Source organism: Streptomyces sp. NPDC004111, assembly GCF_042874215.1.
Taxonomy (GTDB): Bacteria; Actinomycetota; Actinomycetes; order Streptomycetales; family Streptomycetaceae; genus Streptomyces.
The window spans coordinates 1-22739 of record NZ_JBIAMU010000010.1 but is presented as its reverse complement, the minus strand read 5'-3'; the positions used below and the strand labels follow the sequence as shown (position 1 = coordinate 22739).

The 22739-nt window shown below is 72.5% G+C and carries 26 protein-coding genes; 12 read left to right on the top strand and 14 right to left on the bottom strand.

All coding sequences use genetic code 11. The features are described 5' to 3' along the window. Window positions 1–72: 72 nt before the first annotated feature. Window positions 73–1506, bottom strand: a complete 1434-nt coding sequence (locus tag ACFYVL_RS20310) for an MFS transporter (RefSeq protein ID WP_389246645.1) — start codon at window positions 1504–1506, stop codon at window positions 73–75. Continuing rightward, window positions 1503–4319 (bottom strand): nitrite reductase large subunit NirB, encoded by a 2817-nt coding sequence (gene nirB, locus ACFYVL_RS20305; RefSeq protein ID WP_389246643.1) that lies wholly within the window; start codon window positions 4317–4319, stop codon window positions 1503–1505. Before nirB ends, ACFYVL_RS20310 begins: the two co-directional genes overlap by 4 nt. Window positions 4320–4542: 223 nt before the next feature. Here nirB and ACFYVL_RS20300 point away from each other — a divergent pair, with 223 nt between their 5' ends. The 5 genes from ACFYVL_RS20300 to ACFYVL_RS20280 all read left to right on the top strand — a co-directional run bounded on the left by ACFYVL_RS20300 (window position 4543) and on the right by ACFYVL_RS20280 (window position 8072). Next, window positions 4543–5328, top strand: coding sequence for a sirohydrochlorin chelatase (locus ACFYVL_RS20300; RefSeq protein ID WP_389246641.1), 786 nt, complete (start codon window positions 4543–4545; stop codon window positions 5326–5328). A 170-nt stretch (window positions 5329–5498) separates the two neighbouring features. Next, window positions 5499–5996, top strand: a complete 498-nt coding sequence (locus ACFYVL_RS20295; RefSeq protein WP_389246639.1) for a hypothetical protein — start codon at window positions 5499–5501, stop codon at window positions 5994–5996. A 178-nt stretch (window positions 5997–6174) separates the two neighbouring features. Continuing rightward, entirely contained in the window at window positions 6175–6738 is a 564-nt protein-coding gene (locus ACFYVL_RS20290; protein WP_389246637.1) for a hypothetical protein, read from the top strand. Between the two features lie 105 nt (window positions 6739–6843). Next, a complete protein-coding gene (locus tag ACFYVL_RS20285; RefSeq protein WP_389246635.1) occupies window positions 6844–7368 on the top strand; it encodes a helix-turn-helix domain-containing protein in 525 nt (174 codons plus the stop codon). 26 nt (window positions 7369–7394) lie between these two features. Beyond that, entirely contained in the window at window positions 7395–8072 is a 678-nt protein-coding gene (locus ACFYVL_RS20280) for a formylglycine-generating enzyme family protein (RefSeq protein WP_389246633.1), read from the top strand. 37 nt (window positions 8073–8109) lie between these two features. Here the strand turns inward: ACFYVL_RS20280 and ACFYVL_RS20275 are convergent, their stop codons facing one another. From ACFYVL_RS20275 to ACFYVL_RS20260, 4 genes are all read right to left on the bottom strand, one after another. Further along, on the bottom strand, window positions 8110–8598 hold the full coding sequence (locus ACFYVL_RS20275; RefSeq protein WP_389246631.1) for a carboxymuconolactone decarboxylase family protein: 489 nt from the start codon (window positions 8596–8598) through the stop codon (window positions 8110–8112). Window positions 8599–8684: 86 nt separating this feature from the next. Next, a complete protein-coding gene (locus ACFYVL_RS20270; protein ID WP_389246630.1) occupies window positions 8685–9578 on the bottom strand; it encodes a pirin family protein in 894 nt (297 codons plus the stop codon). Window positions 9579–9945: 367 nt separating this feature from the next. Further along, window positions 9946–10593, bottom strand: coding sequence for a LuxR C-terminal-related transcriptional regulator (locus ACFYVL_RS20265; protein WP_389246628.1), 648 nt, complete (start codon window positions 10591–10593; stop codon window positions 9946–9948). Then, complete coding sequence (locus tag ACFYVL_RS20260; RefSeq protein WP_389246625.1) at window positions 10578–11885, bottom strand: sensor histidine kinase; 1308 nt, start codon at window positions 11883–11885, stop codon at window positions 10578–10580. The genes ACFYVL_RS20265 and ACFYVL_RS20260 overlap by 16 nt, the downstream gene beginning before the upstream one ends. Window positions 11886–12131: 246 nt before the next feature. Here ACFYVL_RS20260 and ACFYVL_RS20255 point away from each other — a divergent pair, with 246 nt between their 5' ends. Further along, complete coding sequence (locus ACFYVL_RS20255; protein ID WP_389246623.1) at window positions 12132–12524, top strand: hypothetical protein; 393 nt, start codon at window positions 12132–12134, stop codon at window positions 12522–12524. 57 nt (window positions 12525–12581) lie between these two features. On the opposite strand, the gene ACFYVL_RS20250 is transcribed toward ACFYVL_RS20255, so the two are convergent. From ACFYVL_RS20250 to ACFYVL_RS20225, 6 genes are all read right to left on the bottom strand, one after another. Continuing rightward, a complete protein-coding gene (locus tag ACFYVL_RS20250) occupies window positions 12582–12914 on the bottom strand; it encodes a DUF4288 domain-containing protein (protein ID WP_389246621.1) in 333 nt (110 codons plus the stop codon). A gap of 36 nt (window positions 12915–12950) precedes the next feature. Further along, window positions 12951–13238 (bottom strand): hypothetical protein, encoded by a 288-nt coding sequence (locus ACFYVL_RS20245; protein WP_389246619.1) that lies wholly within the window; start codon window positions 13236–13238, stop codon window positions 12951–12953. Between the two features lie 177 nt (window positions 13239–13415). Further along, window positions 13416–13895, bottom strand: coding sequence for a DUF6247 family protein (locus ACFYVL_RS20240; RefSeq protein WP_389246617.1), 480 nt, complete (start codon window positions 13893–13895; stop codon window positions 13416–13418). A gap of 133 nt (window positions 13896–14028) precedes the next feature. Further along, the gene (locus ACFYVL_RS20235; RefSeq protein WP_389246615.1) at window positions 14029–14598 is read right to left on the bottom strand and encodes a nucleotidyltransferase domain-containing protein; all 570 of its coding nucleotides are present in this window, start codon (window positions 14596–14598) and stop codon (window positions 14029–14031) included. Beyond that, entirely contained in the window at window positions 14598–15239 is a 642-nt protein-coding gene (locus ACFYVL_RS20230) for an NAD(P)-dependent oxidoreductase (protein ID WP_389246613.1), read from the bottom strand. The genes ACFYVL_RS20235 and ACFYVL_RS20230 overlap by 1 nt, the downstream gene beginning before the upstream one ends. A 130-nt stretch (window positions 15240–15369) precedes the next feature. Next, window positions 15370–16380, bottom strand: coding sequence for an EamA family transporter (locus ACFYVL_RS20225; RefSeq protein WP_389246611.1), 1011 nt, complete (start codon window positions 16378–16380; stop codon window positions 15370–15372). Window positions 16381–16426: 46 nt separating this feature from the next. Here ACFYVL_RS20225 and ACFYVL_RS20220 point away from each other — a divergent pair, with 46 nt between their 5' ends. The 5 genes from ACFYVL_RS20220 to ACFYVL_RS20200 all read left to right on the top strand — a co-directional run bounded on the left by ACFYVL_RS20220 (window position 16427) and on the right by ACFYVL_RS20200 (window position 19885). Then, window positions 16427–16984, top strand: a complete 558-nt coding sequence (locus ACFYVL_RS20220; RefSeq protein WP_389246609.1) for a MarR family winged helix-turn-helix transcriptional regulator — start codon at window positions 16427–16429, stop codon at window positions 16982–16984. Between the two features lie 128 nt (window positions 16985–17112). Next, window positions 17113–17982 (top strand): GyrI-like domain-containing protein, encoded by an 870-nt coding sequence (locus ACFYVL_RS20215; protein WP_389246607.1) that lies wholly within the window; start codon window positions 17113–17115, stop codon window positions 17980–17982. Window positions 17983–18076: 94 nt separating this feature from the next. Further along, on the top strand, window positions 18077–18880 hold the full coding sequence (locus ACFYVL_RS20210; RefSeq protein WP_389246605.1) for a methyltransferase domain-containing protein: 804 nt from the start codon (window positions 18077–18079) through the stop codon (window positions 18878–18880). A 91-nt stretch (window positions 18881–18971) separates the two neighbouring features. Continuing rightward, window positions 18972–19283 (top strand): hypothetical protein, encoded by a 312-nt coding sequence (locus ACFYVL_RS20205; RefSeq protein ID WP_389246603.1) that lies wholly within the window; start codon window positions 18972–18974, stop codon window positions 19281–19283. Between the two features lie 176 nt (window positions 19284–19459). Continuing rightward, entirely contained in the window at window positions 19460–19885 is a 426-nt protein-coding gene (locus ACFYVL_RS20200) for an ATP-binding protein (protein WP_389246602.1), read from the top strand. On the opposite strand, the gene ACFYVL_RS20195 is transcribed toward ACFYVL_RS20200, so the two are convergent. Together ACFYVL_RS20195 and ACFYVL_RS20190 are read right to left on the bottom strand one after the other, a co-directional pair. Further along, window positions 19833–20459, bottom strand: coding sequence for a hypothetical protein (locus tag ACFYVL_RS20195; RefSeq protein WP_389246600.1), 627 nt, complete (start codon window positions 20457–20459; stop codon window positions 19833–19835). The genes ACFYVL_RS20200 and ACFYVL_RS20195 overlap by 53 nt on opposite strands. Before the next feature lie 155 nt (window positions 20460–20614). Next, the gene (locus ACFYVL_RS20190; protein ID WP_389246598.1) at window positions 20615–21568 is read right to left on the bottom strand and encodes a DUF389 domain-containing protein; all 954 of its coding nucleotides are present in this window, start codon (window positions 21566–21568) and stop codon (window positions 20615–20617) included. 96 nt (window positions 21569–21664) lie between these two features. On the opposite strand from ACFYVL_RS20190, the gene ACFYVL_RS20185 reads away from it, so the two are divergent. Continuing rightward, the gene (locus ACFYVL_RS20185) at window positions 21665–22648 is read left to right on the top strand and encodes an aminoglycoside phosphotransferase family protein (RefSeq protein ID WP_389246596.1); all 984 of its coding nucleotides are present in this window, start codon (window positions 21665–21667) and stop codon (window positions 22646–22648) included. Window positions 22649–22739: the final 91 nt, after the last annotated feature.

The window sequence follows — 22739 nt, the reverse complement described above, 5'->3', positions numbered from 1 at the left end:
CCGGGTGCGGTCGCACCCGGGCCCCTGGTGGCCAGCGGGTCCGGAGCCTTCCGGGCCCGCCGTCCGGGTCGGTCAGCTCGGCGCCTCCGCGCCCTTGCGTGCGTAGAACCACCAGGTGACGACCACACAGCTCGCGTAGAAGGCCACGAAGCCCCACATCGCGCTGGTCACCGCGACCGACCCGAACAGCGCCGGGATGAAGAAGAAGCCGTACGCGGCGATGGCGGCGGTGAAGCCGGTGACCGCGCCGGACTCCATCTCGGCCTGCTTCAGCGCCTGGTCGTACTCGGGAGTACCTTCGGTGAGGCCCCTGAGGTGCGTGGTGCGGAAGATGACCGGGATCTGGCGGAAGGTCGAGCCGTTGCCGATGCCGGAGAAGAGGAACGCGCTGAGGAAGCAGAGGAAGAAGCCCCAGAAGGAGCCGTTGTCGCCGCCCGACGGCAGGAAGTTGATGACTCCGACGAGGGAGACGCCCATGCCGACGAAGGACAGGATGGTGACGCGGGCGCCGCCGAGCTTGTCCGCGATCCAGCCGCCCGCCCAGCGGGCGAGCGCGCCGAGGGCCGGTCCCATCCAGGCGTACGTGGCCGCCGAGTACGCGGCGTCGATCGGCGTGAAGGTGGTCTTGATGAGCAGCGGCAGGGCGGCGGCGAAGCCGATGAAGGAGCCGAAGGTACCGACGTACAGCCAGGTCATCACCCAGTTGTGCTTGCGCTTGAAGATGACCTTCTGGCGCGAGAAGGGGGTGGAGGCGACCTTGAGGTTGTTCTGCCCGAACCAGGCGAGGGCCGCGAGCACCACCAGCACCGGGACCCACAGGAACGCGGCGTTCTGGAGGTGGACGGGGGTGCCGTCGGCCTTGTGCTGGGCGGTGCCGATGGCGATCGTCGACCAGGTGATCACGATCGGGGTGAGCAGCTGGACGACGGAGACACCCAGGTTGCCGAGGCCGCCGTTGATGCCGGTCGCGTTGCCCTTCTCGCTCTTCGGGAAGAAGAAGCCGATGTTGGCGAGCGAGGAGGAGAAGTTGGCGCCGCCGATGCCGCAGAGCGCGGCGATGGTGATCAGCACGCCGTACGGGGTGCTGGGGTCCTGGATGGCGATGCCGAGCCAGATCAGCGGGATCACCAGGACGACGGTGGACAGCGCGGTGAAGGTGCGCTGGCCGACCATCGGCCCCCAGAAGGTGTAGAGGATGCGGGCGGTGCCGCCGGTGATGCCGGGGATGGCGGTCAGCCAGAACAACTGGCTCTGGCTGAGCCCGAATCCGACGTCGGTGAGGTTCGTGGCCGTGATCGACCAGACCTGCCAGACGACGAAGGCGACCAGCAGTGCCGGAACGGCGATCCACAGGTTGCGGCGGGCGACCTTGCGGCCGGTGGTGCGCCAGAACGCGGGGTCCTCGGGGCGCCAGTCGGTGATGGTGCGCCCGGGGCGGTACTGTGCCGGGTCGGCGGCCTCGGCCGCGTCGTCACCCGTGCGGGGTGCCTGTGCGAGGGAACTCATGACTGCTTCCTGTGCGTCTGGTGCGTCCGAGGACCGTCGAGGGTCAACTCGTGTACGGGGATGAAGACTTCGGGGTCGTCCAGGCACTGCCCGGTGCGCAGGTCGAAGGCCTGCTTGTGCATCGGGGAGGAGACGACGGTGCGCTCGCCGACGGTGCCCATGATTCCGTCGGCGAGGACGTCGGCCCCGGAGAACGGGTCGCGGTTGCCGACCGCGTACACCTCGCCCGCCGCGTCCCGGAAGACGGCGGCCTGTCCCGCGCCGTCGGGGAGGAAGGCGACCCGGCCGCGGCCGGGCTCCAGGTCCTCGGTGCGCCCGGTGAACTCGCCGAACCGGTCGAGCTTCGCCGGATCGGTGAGGACCGCCTCCCACTCGTCGCGGTAGGCGTCGACATGGCGTTCCATCTGCTCCTCCAGCTCGGCGCAGATGCCGAGCGAGTCCTCGACGAGGACCTTCTTGAGGTTGTCGATGCCGCCGCCACCGTCGGGGCGCTCGATCCACGCGGCGGTGCGCTCCAGGCGCTCGCCGGTGCGCAGGTAGTACATGAGGAACCGGTCGACGAGGGCGAAGAGCTGTGCGCTGTCGAGGTCCTGGGCGAGGAGGTCGGCGTGCCGGGGGTTGGTGCCGCCGTTGCCGCCGACGTACAGGTTCCAGCCGCCCGCGGTGGCGATGACGCCGATGTCCTTGCCGCGGGCCTCGGCGCACTCGCGCAGACAGCCCGAGACGCCGCCCTTGAACTTGTGCGGGGTGCGCAGGCCCCGGTAGCGCAGTTCCAGGTCGACGGCGAGCTGGATGGAGTCGCCCTGGCCGAAGCGGCAGAAGCGGGCGCCGACACAGGACTTGACGGCGCGCAGCGACTTCCCGTACGCCTGACCCGACTCGAAGCCGTGGCCGGACAGCCGGCGCCAGATGTCGGGGAGCTGGTCCTTGCGGGCGCCGAAGAGCCCGATCCGCTGGGCGCCGGTGATCTTGGTGTAGAGGCCGTACGCCTCGGCCACCTGGCCCAGTGCGACGAGCTGGTCGGGGGTGATCTCGCCGCCCGCGACGCGCGGGATGACCGAGTAGGTGCCGTCCTTCTGGATGTTGGCCAGGAAGAGGTCGTTGGTGTCCTGGAGGGAGGCCTGCTCGCCGTCGAGGATGTGGTCGAGGCCGAGGTCGGGGCCGAGGGTGCCGAGCACGTTGGCGACGACCGGCTTGCAGACCGTGCAGCCGTCGCCGCCCGCGCCGTACCGGTCCCGCAGCTCGCTGAAGGAGCGGATCCGCTCGGTGCGTACGAGGCCGTAGATCTCGGAGCGGGTCAGCTCGGGGAAGTGCTCGCACAGGCCGCGCGCTTTCTCCACCCCGGCGGCGTCCAGTACGGCCTGGAGGGTGCCGAGGCAGCCGCCGCAGCCGGTGCCGGCCTTGGTGCAGCGCTTGACGCCGCCGATGTCGGTGACGCCCTCCTCGGTGACGGCGGCCGTGACCCGGCCCTTGGTGACGTTGTGGCAGGAGCAGACCACGGCGTCGTCGGGGAGGGAGTCGGCGCCGGGAAGCTCGGCGCCGCCGCTGTTCGGGACGATGAACGCCTCGGCCGGGCCCGGCAGTTGGCGCCCCGCGTGCGGCTTGAGGGAGCCGTACGCCTCGGCGTCGCCGACCAGGATGCCGCCGAGGAGCTGTCCGTCGGGGCCCAGCAGCAGCTTCTTGTAGACGCCGTCGCGCTCGTCGGAGAAGACCACCGCGACCGCGTCGTCCTCGACGGCGAACGGGTCGCCGAACGAGGCGACGTCCGCACCCATCAGCTTGAGCTTGGTGGAGGTGTCGGCACCGGTGAACTCGGTGCCGCCCTCCCCGGCGAGGGCGTCGGCGACTGCCTCGGCCATCTGGTAGCCGGGCGCGACCAGTCCGTAGACCCGCCCGTCGACGGTCTGCGCGCACTCGCCGATCGCGTAGACGTACGGATCGGAGGTCCGGCAGTGGGCGTCCACGGCGACCCCGCCCCGGTCCCCGACGGCGAGGCCGCACTCGCGGGCGAGCCGGTCCCTGGGCCGTACGCCCGCCGAGAAGACGACCATCTCCGCGTCGATGACCCGCCCGTCGGAGAGCCGCAGTCCGCTGGCGACGCCCGCGTCGTCCCGGACCACCTCGGCGGCGCCGACCCCGGTGTGCACGGCGACACCCATCGACTCGATGGTGGCGCGCAGCGCGGCGGCCCCGCCGTCGTCCACCTGGAGGGGCATCAGGCGCGGAGCGAACTCGACGACGTGGGTGCGCAGTCCCAGGGTCCGCAGGGCACCCGCGGCTTCCAGGCCGAGCAGTCCACCGCCGATGACGACGCCGTCGCGGGCCTTGTCGGCGTACGCGGTGAGGGTCTCGACGTCGTACTGGGTGCGGTAGGTGAAGCAGCCGGTGGCGTCCGCGCCGGGGATGGGCGGGACGAACGGGTAGGAGCCGGTGGCCAGCACCAGGGCGTCGTAGGCGAGGGTCGCGCCGGACGCGGTGGTGACGGTCCTGGCGGTGGTGTCGATGTGCTCGGCCGGGTCGCCCAGCCGGAGGTCGACGCCGTGCGCGGTCAGGAACTCCGGGTCGGAGAGGGAGAGTTCGCCCGTCGAGGTGCCGGTGAACAGCGAGGAGAGATGGACGCGGTCGTAGGCCGGTACGTCCTCCTCGGCGAGGACGACCGCGTGCCAGCCGGGGGAACCGGGCCGGGTGAGGGCGCCGCGTTCGGCGAGCGCCTCCAGCAGCCGGTGACCGACCATGCCGTGGCCGATCACCACCAGGGTCTGCGTCTCGGGGCGCTGCGCCCCGGGGCCCTGGGCCCTGCGTGCGTGCGTCATGTCCGGATCTCCGCTCCGTCACTGCCGTCCGGTACCGTGCCGGACCCTTTCGACGCTAGACGTCCCGGAAGCTCCTGATCTTCGACAAAAGTCCCAGGTCACAGGGGCGACGGTCCCTACTCTTCCGGGTCCTTCGACGGCGGCGCGAAAGGAGCCGCGGGCATAGCGTGAACAGCGACTTTCTCTCTTTCTTCCGCCCTCTCCCCCGGCCCTGGAGGCACGGATGCTGGTCCTCGCCGTACACGGCAGCGCGGTCCCGGCGGCCGCCGCGACGATCCGCAGGCTGGTCCACCGGCTGACGGAGACGACCGGGGTGCGTCCCGCGGTGGGCCACCTCGACGTGCAGCGGCCGTCCCTCGGCGAGGTGCTGGCGGAGCATCCGGGCGCGGTGGTGGTGCCGCTGCTGCTGGGCGACGGCTACCACCGCAGGGTGGACGTGCCGGCCGTGGCGCGGGCGTACGACTGCACGGTCACCGCGGGCCTGTCCGGCGAGCCGGACGTGGCGCTGGCGGTGCACGCCAGGTTGCGCGAGGCGGAGACGCCGCTCGGGGCGTGGGCGGACGCGATCGTGGTGGCGGGGGCGGGGTCCAGCAGGCCCGGCGGGAACGACGGCACGCTCACCGTGGCCGAACAGCTCCGGGACCTGCGGGACGTACCGGTGGTCCCGGCGTACTGCTCGGCGGCGGAGCCGACCGTGCCGGAGGCAGTGGCGGGGCTGCGCGCGGAGGGGCACCGGCGGATCGCGGTCGCCGCGCACCTGCTGGCCCCGGGCCGCTTCACGCTGGCGCTGGCGGAGGGGGTGACGGACGGCGGGGCGTGGACGGTGTCGGCCCCGATCGCCGACCACCCCCGGATCGCCCGGCTGGTGGCGGACCGCTACACGGCGGAATGGGCGCTGCGGGTCGGCAGGGGCAGGCCAGCCGAGGGGGAGACGGATGCCGGAGGCAGTACCGGGGAAGGCGGCGGAGCTGGGTCTGCTCGGCTTCTACGACGAGTTCGCGACGTATGACGGGTGGCCGCTGCCACGCCCCGCCGGCTGGACGGACCCGCAGCCGAACGGCCCTCTCGCGGGCGCGGTGCGCCCGAGCGGCGAACCGGACGAGGACGCGGTCTGGGAACCAGGAGATTCATCACTGTGAGTGATGACACGAACGCGCTTTTCCTGCTTTTCTTGTTCGCATGACCACTCAGCGCAAGCTCCTGACCCTTCTCTCCCGTACCGCCCTGATCGCCGCACTCGCCCTCGCGGCCCCGCTCGCCGCCGCGCCCGCCGGTGCCGCACCGGCCCCTGCCGCCGCCGGTTCCGCTCCCCGGGCCGAGGCACGAACGCCCGCCATCGAGGTCAACCACTTCTTCAAGACATACCGCAAGGCCGTCCAGGGGGTCGGCTCCAGCACCCCGGAGGCGGTCCGCAAGGCGCACCTCACGGCTCAGCTGGACGCCCGCCTCACCGAGTGGGCCGAGCAGAACCACGCCGACCCGGTGTTCCGCGCGCAGAACATCCCCAAGAACTGGAAGGTTCGCAACGTCGGCTCCTCGGCCACCACGGCGACCGTGGTCGTCACCCAGATCTGGGGCGGCAGCCCGGACACCGAGGTCTGGTACACGGTCCGCCTCTCCGACCTGAGGATCACCAACCTCACGGACCCGCCTCTCACCACCCCGCCGCAGGGCTGAACAGGAAGGAGCCGGAACGCCGTAGCCTGCCCCACAGGGGTCGGCCGCGCAGGGGACAGAACCTGCCGACCCCCGGGCTTCGGCCCGACACACCGCACCTCGCCCCGAAGCGCCCCGCCCCGCCCCGCCCCGGCAACTGGTGTCCGCCACTCCCTCCTTCACCCCCGAGGAGCCGCAATTGCCTCCCCCGGAATCCGACGCTCGCGTGCTCGCCTTCGTCGACGACTGTCTCGCCGCCGCGCGGGAGGGGCAGTCGGGCGCCCTGTGGCGGCTCGCGGAACAGGGCCGCCAGCTCGACGCCAACCTGGTGCGGCTCCTTCCCGGCACCTCGGTGGCCCGCCACTCGGAGGGCGTGCTGGACGTGCTGGTCGCCGTGGTGGACGGCGGCGGCCTGCTCGACGACGGCACGGGCAACTCCCGGGAGCTGCGGCCCGGTTGCCTGGTGTGGCTGCCGAAGGGCGCGGCCCGGGGGCTGTCGGCGGGCCCGGCCGGACTGGCGTACCTCTCCGTGCACGTACGGCGCCCGGGGATGAGCGTGGGCGGCCGTCGTGTCGCGGAGGCGGGTACGGCGGTGGGCCCGGCCGCGTCGGCGGCGCAGGCGGAGGGCGGGGAGGCTCCCTGCGCGATGGACCGGGTGTGCCCGGAGTGCGGACGGATGCGGGCGGAGGCGAGCGCGCCGTACTGCAGTTGGTGCGGCGCGCGCCTGGCGCTTCCCGACCCGACCCATCCTCCCACCTTGTAGCGGCGCATCATTCCCCGAACTTCCCCATCATCCCGCCTCTAAGGGAATTTTGGGGAAGGTTAAGCTACCTGCCGACCAGTATCGGCGGACCGGCTCGGGAGCACAGTGCAGCACTTCTACTCGGTCGACCAGGTGGCGGGCCTGCTCGACCTGCACGTCAAGACCGTGCGGGCGTACGTCCGCGAGGGCAGGCTCAGGGCGACCCGGATCGGCAAGCAGTACCGGATCGCCAGGGAGGATCTGGAGGCGTTCACGGGCGCGCCCGTGACACCCGCCTCCGCCTCCCCCGCCGCGGACCGGGCCACCCGGTACGTCGAGGCGTCGAGCATCGTGCAGATCGACGCGATCGGCCCCGACGAGGTGTCCCGGCTGACCAACGCGGTCATGGCGACAGTCGGCGGCCGGCACGGCGGTCAGGGCCGGGCGGGCGGCCGAGGCGGGTCCGGCGGGATCGTCGCGGAACGCCCCGAGGACCGCATCCGGGTCGAGACCGTGTACGACGAGGAGCGGGCCTCGCTCAAGATCATCGTACTGGGCGGCCTGTCCGTCACCGCCGACCTGCTCAAGGTCGTGGACGCCCTGGCCCGTGACCTGCCCGGCACGCCCCGGCATGCGGCGGTACCGCGATGACGGAACTCCCCAGAACCGACCTCCCCATGATCCAACTCCGCGCCGGCAAAGTAACTCTGACGGACCGTCGGACACAGCGCAGCTGGCCGGTCGAGGTGGCTCCGTTCCTGCTCGCGGCGCATCCCGTCACCCGGTCCACGTACGCCCGGATCACCGGGCGGCGGCCGGGCAGCGCGCCCCCCGGTGACCGTCTCCCCGTGGAGGGCGTCTCCTGGGAGGACGCGGTCCGCTTCTGCAACGCCCTGTCCGAGGCGGAGCGGCTGACGCCCGCCTACACGATCGGGACCGACGGAAACGTGGGGGCCGGTACCGGCCCCCACACCCCGCCCCGCTGGGACTCCTCCGCCGACGGCTACCGGCTGCCCACCGAGGCCGAGTGGGAGTACGCCTGCCGCGCGGGCACGACCGGCCCCCGGTACGGGCCGCTCGACGACATCGCCTGGCACCGTGCGAACTCGGACGACCGTCTCCACGAGGTCGGCGGCCGACAGCCCAACGCGTGGGGCCTGCACGACATGCTGGGCAATGTGTGGGAGTGGTGCTGGGACCTCTACGACCCCGAGGTGTACGGCACCTACCGGGTGCTGCGCGGCGGCGGCTGGTTCGACGAACCGTGGAGCTGCCGGGCCTCGGTGCGCCGCCGCAGCCACCCCACGTACCGCATCGACGACGTCGGCTTCCGCGTCGCACGGTCGCCGCGCTGAGCCGGGGGGCGCGCGGAGGTGGTGCGGGCCGGGGCTGTCAGGTGGCCGACAGCTGGGCGTACTGGCCGGGCCGGTAGTCGCCCGCGGGCTGCTGGGTGATGACGTTCAGCCGGTTGAAGGTGTTGAGCATCGCGATCAGGGCGACCAGGGCGGCGAGTTGGTCCTCGTCGTGGTGCTTGGCGGCGTTCGCCCAGACGTCGTCGCCGACGCCACCGGCGCCGTCGGCGATCCGGGTGCCCTGTTCGGCGAGTTCGAGGGCGGCGCGTTCGGCGTCGGTGAAGACGGTGGCCTCGCGCCAGGCGGCGACGAGGTGGAGGCGCACCGGGGTCTCACCGGCGGCGGTGGCCTCCTTGGTGTGCATGTCGAGGCAGCCCGCGCAGCCGTTGATCTGGCTGATGCGGATCTTGACCAGTTCCTGGGTCGCGGCCGGCAGCCCGGAATCGGCGAGGATCCTGCCGACCGAGGTGAAGTGCTTGACGAGCTTGCCGATGAGCGGGCTGCCGAAGAGGTTGAGGCGGGTTTCCACGAGGGGCTCCTCTGCCGTTGTCGTGTGGCGTGCTGACATCTCTGGGACGAGACAGCCCGCGGCCCTGTGACACGACCGGCCGGAACTCAGCGCGTCTGAAGGCGCCCGAGCCTGGGGACGGGGCCAAAACGGCCCTTCTCGTAGTCGACGTACGCCTGGTAGATCTCGGCCTCGCTGTTCATCACGAACGGGCCGCCGGCCACCACCGGTTCGCGCAGCGGCTCGCCCGCGAAGAGCATCACCCGGGTCTGCGCGTCAGTGGACTCGGTGGCCATGGGCAGGACGCTGGGGCCCGCCTCGCCGGTGGCCACCGGATCGCTCCAGGCCGTTTCGCCCTCCTCCACCCTGCGCCCCGCGACCGTGAGGTCGCCGGAGATGACGTGGACGAAGGCCCGGTCCCGGGCGGCGAGCAGCTGGGAGTAATCGGTCTCCGGGTCCAGGGTGATCAGCAGGCCGAGGACGGGGTGCTGGTTCAGGGCGGGGCCCGTGACGCCGCCGGACTCGCCGGAGACGACCTTCACCTGCACGCCGGGCTCGGCGTAGGTGGCGTAGTTCTTGGCGTACAGGTCCTGGTAGCGGGTGCCGGTCATCTTCTTCGCGGCGGGGAGGTTGATCCAGAGCTGGAGCAGGTGCGCGTACTCGTTCTGGTAGGCGAGTTCGCGGTGGATGATGCCGCGTCCCGCCGTCATCCACTGGGTGTCGCCCTCCACGAGGGTGCCCGCGTGGCCGATGTTGTCGCCGTGCTCCAGCACTCCGCCGAGCATGACGGTGACCGTCTCCACGCCGCGGTGCGGGTGCCAGTCGAAGCCGGGGCTGGAGAACCAGTCCTCCGCCATCAGCAGGAACGGGTCGGTCCGCCGGAAGTCGCCGGGCGGGATGACCAGCGCCTTGTTGTCGACCTGACTGTCGGGTCCGACCATGGTGCGCGGCACGACGCGCTCGACGGTACGGACGACGACGGGGTCGGTGTCGAAGGACATGAGCCATCTCCAGGGCCGCGACACGGGGGACCGCCAAGAGACCCTGACCGTCCTTCTCTCCCTGGAAACATGGCACACCACTCCCCACCGCGCATCACGTCACCAGCACGTTTGTGCTGCTGGAGGCGGTAGGGGCCGCACTCGGGGCGCGGGGAGCGTTGGGCCGATGGAGTGCATACGGGGAGGTACGGACAGGGGAACCGGCATCGGCGTCGTCGAGTGGATCGCTACCGGCAAACCGCCGGCCTCCCGCCCTCGCCGCCCTGGAACACCCGCGAGCCCCCGTCGGCGACGCCTCCCTGGGAGCCGTGACCGACGAGACGTACACCTGGGTCTGAGCGGGCCGGCGGCTCCGCCGTGGTTGGGGTCAGGGGTTGTTCAGGTAGGTGAGGACGGCGAGGACCCGGCGGTTGCCGTTCTCGTCGTCGGTGAGGCCCAGTTTGCCGAACAGGGAGGTGGTGTACTTGCTGATGGCGCTCTCGCTGAGGAAGAGGCGGCGGCCGATGGCCTGGTTGGAGAGGCCTTCGGCCATGAGGGCGAGCACGGAGTGTTCGCGTTCGGTGAGGCCGCCGAGGCGGCGCTTGGAGGGGCCGCCGGCGAGCAGTCTGGCGATGACGGCGGGGTCCATGGCGGTGCCGCCCGCCGCGACACGTTCCAGCGCGTCGAGGAACTGGTCGGCGTCGAACACGCTGTCCTTCAGCAGGTAGCCGATGCCGCCCGAGCCGTCCGCCAGGAGTTCGCGGGCGTACAACTGCTCCACGTACTGGGAGAGGATCAGGACCGGCAGCCCCGGCACTTCGCGGCGGGCCTCAAGGGCCGCCCGCAGGCCCTCGTCGGACTGGGTCGGGGGCATCCGGACGTCGATGAGCGAGACGTCCGGCCGCCACCGCAGAAGTGCGTCGAGTGTCTCCGGGCCGGTGGTCGCCGTGGCGACGACCTGGTGTCCGCAGGCTTCGATGAGGCGGACCAGCCCGTCCCGCAGGAGGTAGAGGTCTTCGGCTACGAGGATTCGCATGGCACCGTCATCCTCACACGGGTCGGGCCGCCCACCGGGCTGCTGATGTCCAGGGTGCCGTCGAAGACGGCGAGGCGGCGGCGCAGCCCGGCGAGTCCGCCGCCGGACCCGGCGGCGGGGTTCGCCGGGGCGCCGGTGGAGGTGCCGTCGAGGGCGCCGCCCCGGCCGTTGTCCTCGACCTCGACGGTGATACGGGCGTGGCTCCTGGTGAGGGAGATACGAGCGTGGGTGGCATGCGCGTGCTTCACCGCGTTGGTGAGGAGTTCGGCGGTGCCGAAGTAGAGGGCGGACTCGATGGGTGGGTCGAGGCCGGGGGCGTGGTCCGTCGTGCTGTCGGCGTCGACCGTCGTTTCGAGCGGGCTGTCCAGGGCGAGGGCGCGTACCGCGTCGACCAGGCCCCGGTCGTTGAGGACCGGCGGGTTGATTCCCCGCACCAGGTCGCGGAGTTCGGCCAGTGATCCGGCGGCACCGGCCCGCGCTTCGCGCATCAGCTCCCGCGCCCGCTCGGGGTCGGACGCCATCAGCCGCTCCGCCGTGGCGAGCGAGAGTCCGAGGGCGACCAGGCGTGCCTGTGCGCCGTCGTGCAGATCTCGTTCGATCCGGCGGATCTCCGCGGCCTGCGCGACGGTGGTGTCGGCGCGCTGGGCGGTCAGTTCGGTCACCCGCTCCGCCAGGACCATCGCGGCCGACGGACGCAGAAACCGTACGGCCACCGGCCCGATCACCTTCCAGGCGTACGGGGCGCTGGCCACCGCCACCACCAGTGCGAGCGCCCCGGCGGCTCGTGGCAGCGGCCCTTCCTGCCCCAGTCCGAGGACCGCCGCCGCGATCCCGGCCAACGGCACCGCGGCGACCGCGCCCGCGGTGAACGGGGCCACGGCCGTGAAGCGCAGATCGCGCCAGTTGGCGGGGTCGTGCCTGCGGACGCGCCACTTCTGGTCCATGAGCGCGTCACGGCTGGTGCGTTCGTAGCCGAAGCCGTTCCACCAGTACCCGGTGGACAGTTGTGTCACGGGTCCCGGCTGCCGGTATCCGGCGGGGACTACGGTGCCGGTCCACCGGGCGACCAGGAAGCGGAACATCCGGCACACGGGCCGCGACAGGCCGAGCGTCCCCACGCACACCAGCACCACCGGCATCAGCCACGACCACGGGTTGCCCGCACCCCACCGGATCCCCCACGCCACCGCACCGGTCCACAGTGCCGGGACCGCCATGCTGACGACCACCACCGCGCAGGAACGCACGAACCCCACGCAGACCTCCGCACCCCACCGCCCCAACCGCCGCACGGCCCTCTCCTCCTCCGGTCGCCCCTGTTGCCCTGTTGCTCCACTGCCTCGGTGCTCTGTTGTTCCGACGCCGCGGCCTTCGCCGATCCGGCTCGCTCGTTCAACCACCGATCCGGCTCGCTCGTTCAACTCTGCACCGCACCGGGGCCCGCCTGCGCACACATCGGCCGCGGAGTGGGTCTGGCCCCACCCCCTCGTGGGTCCAGCCGGATACCGGCCGCACGCGGCGATTTCTAGCGTCGAGGCATGGAAACCACACGGAACTTCAGCAAGGCAAAGACCTTCGTCGCGGCCTACGCCGCGCTCGGCACGGCCGTACTCGTGGCGGTCGTGCTCCTACGGGCCACCGGCCACACCGTCACCGCGTTCATGTGGGGCCGCACGGGAGGGGTGCTGGCAAGTGCGGCAGTGCTGTACTGGCTGACCGTCGTCGCCGCACGCGGAGCGCGCTGGGCGTTCGTACGGATTCGGCTCCTCACCGTCGTCATGCCGGCCGCGATCGTCGCCATCGACGTGATCCCCGGGACTCTCCCGACGTGGTTCGTCCTGGTGCAGGGCGTGTGCGCGCTCGCCCTGGTCCCGGCGGCCTTCGTCGTCAACGGGCCGGGACTGCGGACGGCCTTCCCCAAGTCGCGCTGATCCGGCGGCGGCCGGGATCCCGCAGGAGAGAGATCCGTCGAAGGGTGTGAGGCGGTGTCAGAGGGGTTCGCCCGACAGGAGGGGTTCGAAGGCGCGGTACGAGCGGTAGTCCCTGAAGTGGCGGGTGTAGAGGTCGGCGCCGTCGTGGAGGGGGGTGTCGAGGACCTCGTTGACGTCGACGACGTGCAGCAGTCTCCAGGTGATCAGCTCGCCGTCCGCGTTGCGGTAACTGGTCTCCTGCGCCTTGCCGCGAGCGAGTGCCTTGGCGCGGGCCTCCTCCTCGTTGTCCGCGGACAACAAAACGAAGTCCTCGGCATAGAGCGGATCATGACCCTCCGCTTCGGATGTCGCCTCGGTCAGCAGGACGGCGACGTACATCGTCGTTGCCATGTGCACTCCTCCCGTCACGGTCGCTTCGCACCGCGACTACTTCTTGAACCAATTGTCGTCGAGGAGTTCCCAGGCCGTACGGCACGGCTTCTCGCCGCAGTTCTTGCGGGAGTTGGCCGGGATCTCGCCGAGGTCGCCGTCCGCCGGGCGGGCGTCCGCCGGACGGGCGTCCGCGACGTCGAAGCCAACGGCCGGTCCCGGCAGGGGGATCGGGGCCGCCTGGGCAGGGGTGCCGAGGAGGAGCGGGGTACTGGCGGCCAGTGCCGCGACGAATGTCGCGAGGGTCCGGCGCGGGTGTTCGCGCCGCTGGCGGAGGGTCTTCACTTCCTCTCTTTCCTCGGGCGCACCAAGGGATTCCACGGGGTCCCGCCCCTCGCACGGACGGTCACTGAAAGCGTTCACGAGCGGACTGTACGTCACCTGTGGTGCGCAGCACCGGTTCTCCGCCGCGTGTGGTGCGGCACGGGTTCGCCGTCGCGTCCGCCGCGTGCCCGGGGCTTTTCAGCCGCCGAACACGTCCTCCAGGGCGATGTGGTCCGACTCGTCCGCGCCGGAGTCGAGGAACGCGTCGACCGCCGGGGCGGTGTCGAGCCGTGCCTGCCAGGTGCGGACGACCTCGTGGAACGGAGTGAAGGTGTAACTGTGCCGCGAGTCCTCAAGGGCCTTGTCCCAGTCCCGCTCGAAGGCGGGAACCCACCGCGCGGCACGCCGGTCGGCCCGGATCCGGACGAGCAGCCGGGCGGCGGCGGCGGGCTCGGGCACGGAAGGAGGCGCGGCCGCCCGGCACGCACCCGCCCGGACCGTACTCGCGGCGCCGACAGTTCCGGCACGGTCGGTCCCTGCCAGGTCGGTCCCGGCCAGGTCGGTACTCAGCCGGGAATCCCCGTACTCCCCCCAGGGTTCGCCGCGTTCCCCCAGGTCGGCCCGGTCTGCGAAGTCGGCGCGATCGGCGTCCTCGGGGCGTTCCGGCCGTACGCTCATGGGCTCCTCCAGGCGAGTCTGCCTCCACGGTAGCCGTCGCCCCTGCCACGAAGGGGCGCATCCGTGCGCGGAGTTGACGCAACCGCCCCCTTTCCAGCCTCTCTCCGCACCCGCCCGAGTCACACTGGCCACATCAACCCCGCTCCTCCTCCGCCCGCTCCCCCTCCGCCCGCAGCGCCGCCTCCAGTCGCGCGATGTCCGCCGCGTCCTTCGGACGGCGCGGCCTCGACGGGTCCCAGACCGGCATCATCCGCTTGATCTCGATCTGGGCCCGTGGTGCCACGATCGGACAGCTGACGTCCCCGAGCCTCCCGGGTCCCGCGTCCGGGTCGAGCATTCCGGCCGGCCAGGGTTCGCCCTTCCAGGGGCCGCCCGCGACGACGACCCGCCCCTGCGCGTCCCGGTCCACCAGGGTGAAGCTGCTCTCCAGCCCTTCCTTCTCGAAGTCGAGCTGGAGGTCGGGCGGCGGGCCCGGCACCGGCCGGTAGCCGTGCCCCAGCAGCGCATCGGCGAGGAGCGGGGCGTCCTGAACCCGGGCGAACCAGTCGATGTCCCCGTGCGGGCGGGTGACTTCGCCGAGGTGGAAGTCCATCGCCCAGCCGCCGCGCAGCCAGAGCGTGATTCCCCGTCCGTCCGCGATGCGCACGGTTTCCGCGATCTGCCGGAGCTGGTGCTCCTCGCGCGGACCCGGCAGGGGCGCCATCAGTAACCCACCGTGAAGCGTGTGCGGTGGTGCTTGGGGCGCTCAGCCTCGTCGAGCAGGGCGATGGCCATGTCCTCCATGGAGATGGCCGAGTCGCCGTCGGCGTCGACGAGCAGTTCGTCCGTGCCCAGGCGGTACGAGCCGGTGCGCGGGCCGGGTTCGAAGATCGCGGCCGGGCTCACGTACGCCCAGTCGACGTCCGGGCCGGCACTCCGGCACACGTCCAGCTGCTCGTTGCAGGCGAGGGCGATGGGACGCCAGGAGGGCGGGAAGTCCGGCCCGTCGACGACGGTGAGGTCAGCACTGCCGGGGAGGCGCAGGCTGCCCGCGCCGCCGAGCAGCAGCAGCCGTACGCCCGTGCCGGACAGTCCGGTGAACAACGCCCGCGCGGCGGCGGGCAGTTGATACTCCTGCCCTGGTACGGGTCTGGTGGCGCTGATCAGCAGGTCCTGTCCCGCGGCGAGTTCCGCGACGCTCCGGGGGTCGAGTGCGTTTCCGGTACGGCGCCGGGCGCGCGGGTCCAGGGCGGCGAAGCGTGCCGCGTCGCGGGTGACGGCGGTGACGTCGTGGCCCCGGTCGAGGGCTTCGCTGACGATGCGGCTTCCGGCGGCGCCGGTTGCTCCGAGGACGGTGATGCGCATGGTTCTTCTCGTTCCTTTGTGTGACGGACGGAGATGTACGGCGGGGTGTGTGGGGAGGGGTGCGGCAAGGGTGTGGGTCAGGGGCGGCGGGTTCGGCGGTACGTGGGTTCAGTTGGCCGGATACGTGGGTTCAGTTGGCCGGAGCCGCCGCGTCGGACCGCACCGTCCGCGCCGCGCCCGCCGCATCCGGCTGAGCAGCGCCCGCCGCATCCGGCTGAGCAGCGCCCGCCGCATCCGGCGGGGCCTGGGCGCCCGCCGCCGGGCCCGTCGCCACGACTCCTCGGCCGGTTCGCGGCCTGAGCTGGGCGAGTGCCACCGCCGCCAGGGCGAGCAGGGCGCCCACCAGCTGGAGCCCGGTGAGCTGCTGGCCGAGGACCAGCCAGCCGAGCAGGGTGGCGACCAGCGGGCTGAGCAGGCCGAGGAAGGTGACCTCGGTCGGCGAGAGGGCCTTGATGCCGCGGAACCAGAGCGCGTAGGCGACGGCGGCGCCGATCAGCGTCAGATATCCGTACCCGATCAGGTTCTCGCCGGTCAGCGAGGACGGCGGCGGGCCCTCCACGAGGAGTGCCACGGGCACCAGCAGCACACCGCCCGCGACCAGTTGCCACCCGGTGGTGGCGAGCAGCGGCGCAGGGGAGACCCAGCGCTTGCTGAGGACGACGCCGGTCGCCATGACGATCGCGCCGCCGAGCGCCGCGGCCACTCCCAGCGCGTCCAGCCGGGCGTCCGCCCGCAGTACGAGGAGGGCGACTCCGGCGATGCCGGTCACGGCCGCCAGTACGGTGCGCAGGCTGAGCCGCTGGCCGAGCAGCCCCGCCGAGAGGCCCGCCACCAGCAGGGGCTGTACGGAGCCGACGGTGGCGGCGACTCCGCCGGGGAGGCGGTAGGCGGCGACGAAGAGGAGGGCGAAGAAGATGCCGATGTTGAGCGCGCCGAGCACCAGCGACTTCCACCACCAGCTCCCCTTCGGCAGCCGCCTGGTGAGCAGGACGAGGAGCAGCCCCGCCGGGAGCGCGCGCAGGACGCCGGCGAGCAACGGCCGGTCGGCGGGCAGGAGTTCGGTGGTGACGAGGTAGGTGGAGCCCCAGACGGCAGGGGCGAGGGCGGTGAGGAGCACGAGGACGCTTCGATTTCTTAGCACTAAGACAACATATCTCACCACTAAGAGAACCACTAGGGTGTTTCCCATGACGAAGAAGGAAGCAGCGCGGCGGCAGCAGGGCACGGCCCCCGCCACGGGCGCCGGCGACGCCGCCGACCATGTGGACCACGTACTCGCCCAGTGGGCGGAGCAGCGCCCCGACCTGGACGTTTCACCGATGGCGGTGATCGGACGGCTCAAGCGGCTGATCCTGCTCATGGAGCCGGAGATGAAGCGCACCTTCGCCGCGCACGGTCTCGACTCGGCCTCCTTCGACGTGCTGGCGACCCTGCGCCGCAACGGGCCCGGCAACCCCCTCACCCCCGCCGAGCTGATGCGTTCGGCGATGGTCACCTCCGGTGCGGTGACCCAGCGGCTGGACCGCCTCCAGGAGCGCGGCCTGGTGACCCGCACCCCGAGCCCCACCGACGGGCGGGTGGTCCAGGTGGCCCTGACCGGGGCCGGGCTGGAACTGATCGAGTCCGCGCTGCCGGACCACCTGAGCACCGAGCGGCGGCTGCTGGCCGCACTCCCCCCGGCGGAGCTGGAACAGTTCGCCGGTGCGCTGCGGAGCCTGCTGCTGGGCCTGGGCGACGGCCGCTGAACCCACGCCCGCGCCCCGGACCCCCGGCGGCACGGCGGGCACACCCGACCCGATCGGGCACAGGATGTCGGGTGCGGCGCCGGCACCGCCGCCTAGCGTGGTGGGCGCGACGAGGAAGGAAGCGGGACGTGCTGGACAAGCTCAACCAGGCCATGGAGTACATCGAGCAGCACCTCGAAGGAACCGTGGACATCGCCGAGACGGCGCGGATCGCGGCCACTTCGGAGTACCACCTGCGGCGGATGTTCTCCGCGCTGTCGGGGATGCCGCTGTCGGAGTACGTACGGCGCCGACGGCTCACTCTCGCGGGCGCGGAGGTGCTCGCCGGCCCGGACACCCTGCTGGAGATCGCGGTCCGGTACGGCTACGGCTCGGGCGAGGCGTTCGCGCGGGCGTTCCGCGCCATGCACGGGGTCGGTCCGGGCGAGGCGCGGCGCACCCGCGCCGGCCTCGACTCGCAGCCCCGGATGTCCTTCCGGCTCACCATCGAGGGGAACAGCAGCATGCGCTACCGCATCGCGGACAGGCCGGACTTCACCGTCGTCGGCTTCCGGGCCCGGGTGCCGCTGGTGCACTCGGGTCCGAACCGGTCGATCATCGACTTCGTGCGCGGCCTCGACAAACCCGCCCTGGCCGCGCTGGAGAAGCTGGCGGACCAGGAGCCGGACGGCATCCTCTCGGTCTGCGACGACCTGGACCCGAGCCGCGCCGAGGGCACGGAGCTGGACTACTACCAGGGGGTGGTCACCTCGGCCCCCGCACCCGAGGGCACGGTCGCCCTGGCGGTCCCGGCGGGCACCTGGGCGGTCTTCGCCACCTCGGGCCCGGCCCCGGAGGCCGTCCAGGAACTGTGGCGGGACGCCTTCACCCAGTGGTTCCCCTCCAACCCGTACCGCAGCCGGCCGGGCCCGGAGATCCTGCGCACCCGGCTGTCCGCGGACGGCACGCGGGCGGACGCCGAGCTGTGGCTGCCGGTGGAACCGGAACGGTCGAAGTAGCCGCCGCGCGGGGCGGTGACGGGCCTGCGGAACGACGGCCCGCGGCGGGCCCCGGCGGAGGGCCCCGGCGGACGGCTCCTGCCAGAATCCCCTCATGGCCGAGCCGAGCAAGGACCGCGGATATCTGCTGGACAACCGGCAGTCGCAGGCGGGGACCCGCTTCGACGCCCTGGGCGAACTGTTCGACCCGGTGACCTTCCGGCACGTGGACGGGCTCGGGATCACCGCCGGGATGCGCTGCTGGGAGGTCGGGGCCGGCGGCCCCTCGGTGCCGCTCGGGCTGGCCGAGCGGGTCGGCCCAACGGGAGCGGTGGTCGCCACCGACATCGACGTGTCCTGGACCGCGGACATCGCCGGCGGGCAGATCGAGGTGGTGCGCCACGACGTGGCCGCCGACCCGCCGCCGCCCGGGAACTTCGACCTCGTGCACGCCCGGCTGGTCCTGGTGCACGTCACCGACCGCGCGGAGGCGCTGCGCCGGATGGTCCGGGCGCTGCGGCCCGGCGGGCACCTGCTCCTGGAGGACGCGGACCCCGGGCTGCAGCCGCTGCTGTGCCCGGACGAGTCGGGCCCCGAGCAGCGGCTCGCCAACCGGCTGCGGTCCGGCTTCCGCACCCTGATGGCGGGGCGCGGCGCGGACCTCGCCTACGGGCGCACCCTGCCCCGGCTGCTGCGCGAGGCGGGCCTGAAGGACGTACGGGCGGACGCGTACTTCCCGATCACCTCGCCCGCGTGCGCCGTCCTGGAGGCCGCGACCGTACGGCAGATCCGCGGGCTCCTGGTGGCGGAGGGGCTCGCCACCGACGAGGAGATCGACCGCCATCTGGCGAACGTGGCCTCCGGGCGGCTGGACCTGGCCACCGCACCGATGGTCTCCGCGTGGGGCCGCCGCGCCTGACCGGCCACGCTCCCCGGGCGACGCGGAATCGTGTCCGTCGGGGTCGGCGGTCGGCTGGCATTCGTAAATCGAACAGACGTACGCTTCTGGTATGTCTTCCTACGCCTCCCCCTTCCCCGACGACCTCCTGGCCCTCCAGCAGCAGCTTCACGAGGCACAGGCCGACTTCCACACGCTCGCCACCGCCCCGCCCTGGGGCCCCGAGGCCACACCCGTCTTCACCGAGGAACAGGTGGACCAGGTCGAGGAGCTCTGGGAGCGGATCCGCGAGCTGACCATGGCGGTGAACGAGCACCCGTACTGGACGGCCGTGGACACCGGCGGCCCCGGCGGGCGGATCAACCACGCGGGGCGCGGGCTTCGCGTCGTACGGGAGCCGGGCCGGGACGCGGGCGCGGCCTGACCGCCCGGCCACCGGCACCCCCGGCCACCGGCCCGCCCGCTCCCGGCGCCCCTCCCCTCCGTTCCCTTCCGCTTTCTCCCCGCCCCCGCCCTCTTCGCGCGGGCGTTCGCGGGTACACGTACCGCGAAGTGGCGTACAGGGCGAGTCGATGCGGTGGCGGAAAGGGGCAGGACACGATGTCGATGCGGGCGGTCGGCTGGGCGAGGACGTTCCCGATGTCCGGGGGTGTGCGGGAGGGCAGAAGGTGGACGGAGGAGCACCTGGCGCAGTTGCCCTGGTACGAGAGCAGTCCGGACACCGTGGACGCGATCGTCCTCGCGGTGTCCGAGCTGCTCACCAACGCGCACCTGCACGCGCGGAGCGATGCCCAGCTGGTGCTGACCTGGGACAGCAGGTGCGTGCACGTCTCGGTGCACGACGAGGCAGGGCACGGCGGGCGGCCGGTGCGCAGGCCGCGTTCCACCGGGGCGACGTCGGGGCGCGGCATCGCCATCGTCGACGCGCTCGCCGACAGCTGGGAGACGCACGACCAGCAGCACGGGAAGGCGATCACTGCCTGCTTCGTGCCGAAGGTGCCGGGGGAACAGCAGCCGACTCCGTAGCAGCGGCGACCGCACCGGCACTTGCACCAGCACCGGCGCCCGCACCCGCACCCGCACCCGCCGCGAACTCCGCGAGGGCCGCGAAGTCGGCGGGCAGCAGGCCGATGCGCGGGTTGACGTGATGGAGCAGCGCGGGGGCGTCGTGGGTGGTGGCGACGCGGTGGTCGTCGCGGCTGCTCAGTTCGTCGTCGACCCAGGCGAAGGGGCGACCCGCGGCGTGAGCGACGAGCGGGTCGGTCTTCCAGTGGATCCCGTCGGGGCGTTCGACGAGCCGGGCGTCGCCGAAGTCGACGTACGGCAGTTCCGGCAGGCCGAGGACGGGGCCGATCCAGGTGTTCGCCAGGTCCATCCAGGTGGTGGCCCAGCACAGGTCGTAGTCGAGGGCGAGCAGCGCGGGTCCGTGCGCCGGGTCGAGCCACACGCGCAGCGGCTTCTCCCGCGTCAGCCGCACCCCGGGCTCCGCCTCCCGCGGCACGCGCAGGGTGACGTAACCCTCCGGCCGTCTGGTCTGCTTCGCCGCGTACGGGTTGAGCGGTCCGTCCACGTCGAGAAAGAGCAAGGGCCGACTGCTCATGGGATCCCCCGGCTTTCGCACTGACTTCCGACGCCGCCACTGGATCACGTTCCGGCGCCGTACGCAGCTCCTTTTCGCCGCGGCTCCTCTTCGCCGCAGTGCCTTTCCGCGTTCCCCGTACGGAGCCGACGCCCCCTGCCCCGTACGGGCGCCGCTCAGTACGGGGTCGTCCGGCGGGCCACCGACACGCGCAGGCCGTAGCGGGCCCACAGCGCGCGCTGCAGGAAGAGCGTCGCGGTGCCCGCGACCAGCATTCCCGCGAGGTTGACGCCGAGCTGGATCAGGGAGGCGGTCACCTCGTTCCAGTGGCCGAGGGGGACGGCGACCGCCAGGTTGCCCGCCGCGGGCACCGTGGTCACCGAGATGAACACTCCGACCAGGGGCGAGGACTTGCCCGCGGTCATCGACAGGATGCCCGCGACGCCCGCCAGCAGCGCCACGATGAACGACCACCGGTCCGGGTGGATGATGAAGCTGGTCAGCGGCCGGTCACCCAGCATCTCCGGGGTGATCCAGCCCAGCAGCCGGCTCACCGCCGCGCACGCCATGGTGATCAGCACGGCCGCCGTGAAGCCCACGACCAGGGTGCGGACGGCGGCGCCGATCAGGACCGCCCGGCCGGCCAGCACCCCGAAGCAGATCGCCGCCACCGGGCCGAACTCCGGCCCCAGCACCATCGCACCGACTATCAGGATGGGCTGGTCGAGCAGCGCACCGATCGCCGCGATCTGCGTCGCCAGTGCCAGGAACGCAAGGAAGGCCCAGGTCAGCCGGGTCTCGGCGGCGGTGCGCGCGGTCAGCTCGTCCCAGATCACCGCATCGTCGGGATCGCCCGGAGCGGCTTCCTCCGCCTGTTCGGAGGCCGTGGAGATGGAGAGGTCCAACTGTTCGACGGTGATCGCGCCGGTCTCCTTCAGACCGAGTCCGCGCAGGGCCGCCAGTACGCCGTTGGCGCCTTCCCGCGCCACGTCGAACTCGACGAGGTCGCCGGGTGGGTCGTGCGCGGCACCGGCCAGTTTCAGCACGTTGGCGGTGGCGGGGGACTCGGCCGTGATCCGCAGCACCTCGTCCGTACGTCCGGCGGGCGCGATCACTCGTACATGCAGCATGCCGCGCATTCTGCCCCCTGCGGGCCGGGGCACGGCGGACCGCACCCCCGGGCCCGGCCGGGGCAACCGCCCGCCGTGCTCGGTAGGTTGGCCCGCATGAGCGATGCGAGCGGACAGAGCGACCGGATGGACCTCCTCATCGACGAGGAGCTGGTGCGCACCCTGCTGAAGGAGCAGCATCCCGACCTCTCGGGCCTCGGCCTGCGGCTGGTCGACGGCGGCTGGGACAATCAACTGTGGCGGCTGGGCGAGGAGTTGGCGGTACGGCTGCCGCTCACCGGCCGCGCCACCGAACTGCTGCACAAGGAGTACCGCCGGCTGCCCGAGCTGGCCCCGCGCCTCCCGCTGCCGACCCCTGTCCCGCTGCGGATCGGTACGCCCTCCACCGCCTTCCCGAGGCCCTGGACCGTGGCGAGCTGGGTGCCCGGCACTCCCGCCGACTTCGCCCCGGTGAGCGACGGGAGGGGCCCGCACTCGGCCGACACCCTGGCGGAGTTCCTGGGCGCCCTGCACCTGCCCGCCCCCGCCGACGCGCCGCTCAACCCGATGCGGCCCGTCCAGCTCTCCGCCCTGGTGGACCTGTACGGCGACCACGTCACCTCGGCGGCCCCCGCGGAGGTCGCCGACGAGGTGAACCGGGTGTGGGACGAGGCGCTGGCGGCACCCGGCTGGGCCGGGCCGCCGCGCTGGGTGCACGCGGACCTGCACCCGGCGAACGTCGTCACGGCGGACGGCACGCTCACCGGGGTCATCGACTTCGGCGACCTCTGCGCGGGCGACCCCGCGGTGGACCTCGCCTCCGCGTGGGTGCTGCTGCCTTCGGGGGCGTCCGAGCGGTTCTTCACGGCGTACGCCCGTACCGGTGTGCTCGCCGACGCGATGGCCGGCGGACTGGACGCGGCGACCGTCCGCCGCGCCCGCGGATGGGCCGTGCTGCGGGCACTCGCCCTCATCGGCATCGGCCGGGCCGGGGACCTCGGCGAGCCGGGCGGCAAACCGAGCTGGGGCCCCGCGGGCCGGGCCGCCCTCGCCCGCGCGCTGGCCGACCCGGGCCCGGCGGGCATCCTCCGGGCGGTCTAGGTGTACTGACCCGTGAGGTTGGGGACGCGGCTGGCGGGTGGTTGGCCCTTGAGCGCGGTGTGTCCGCGGTGGTGATTGTAGGTGTGCAGCC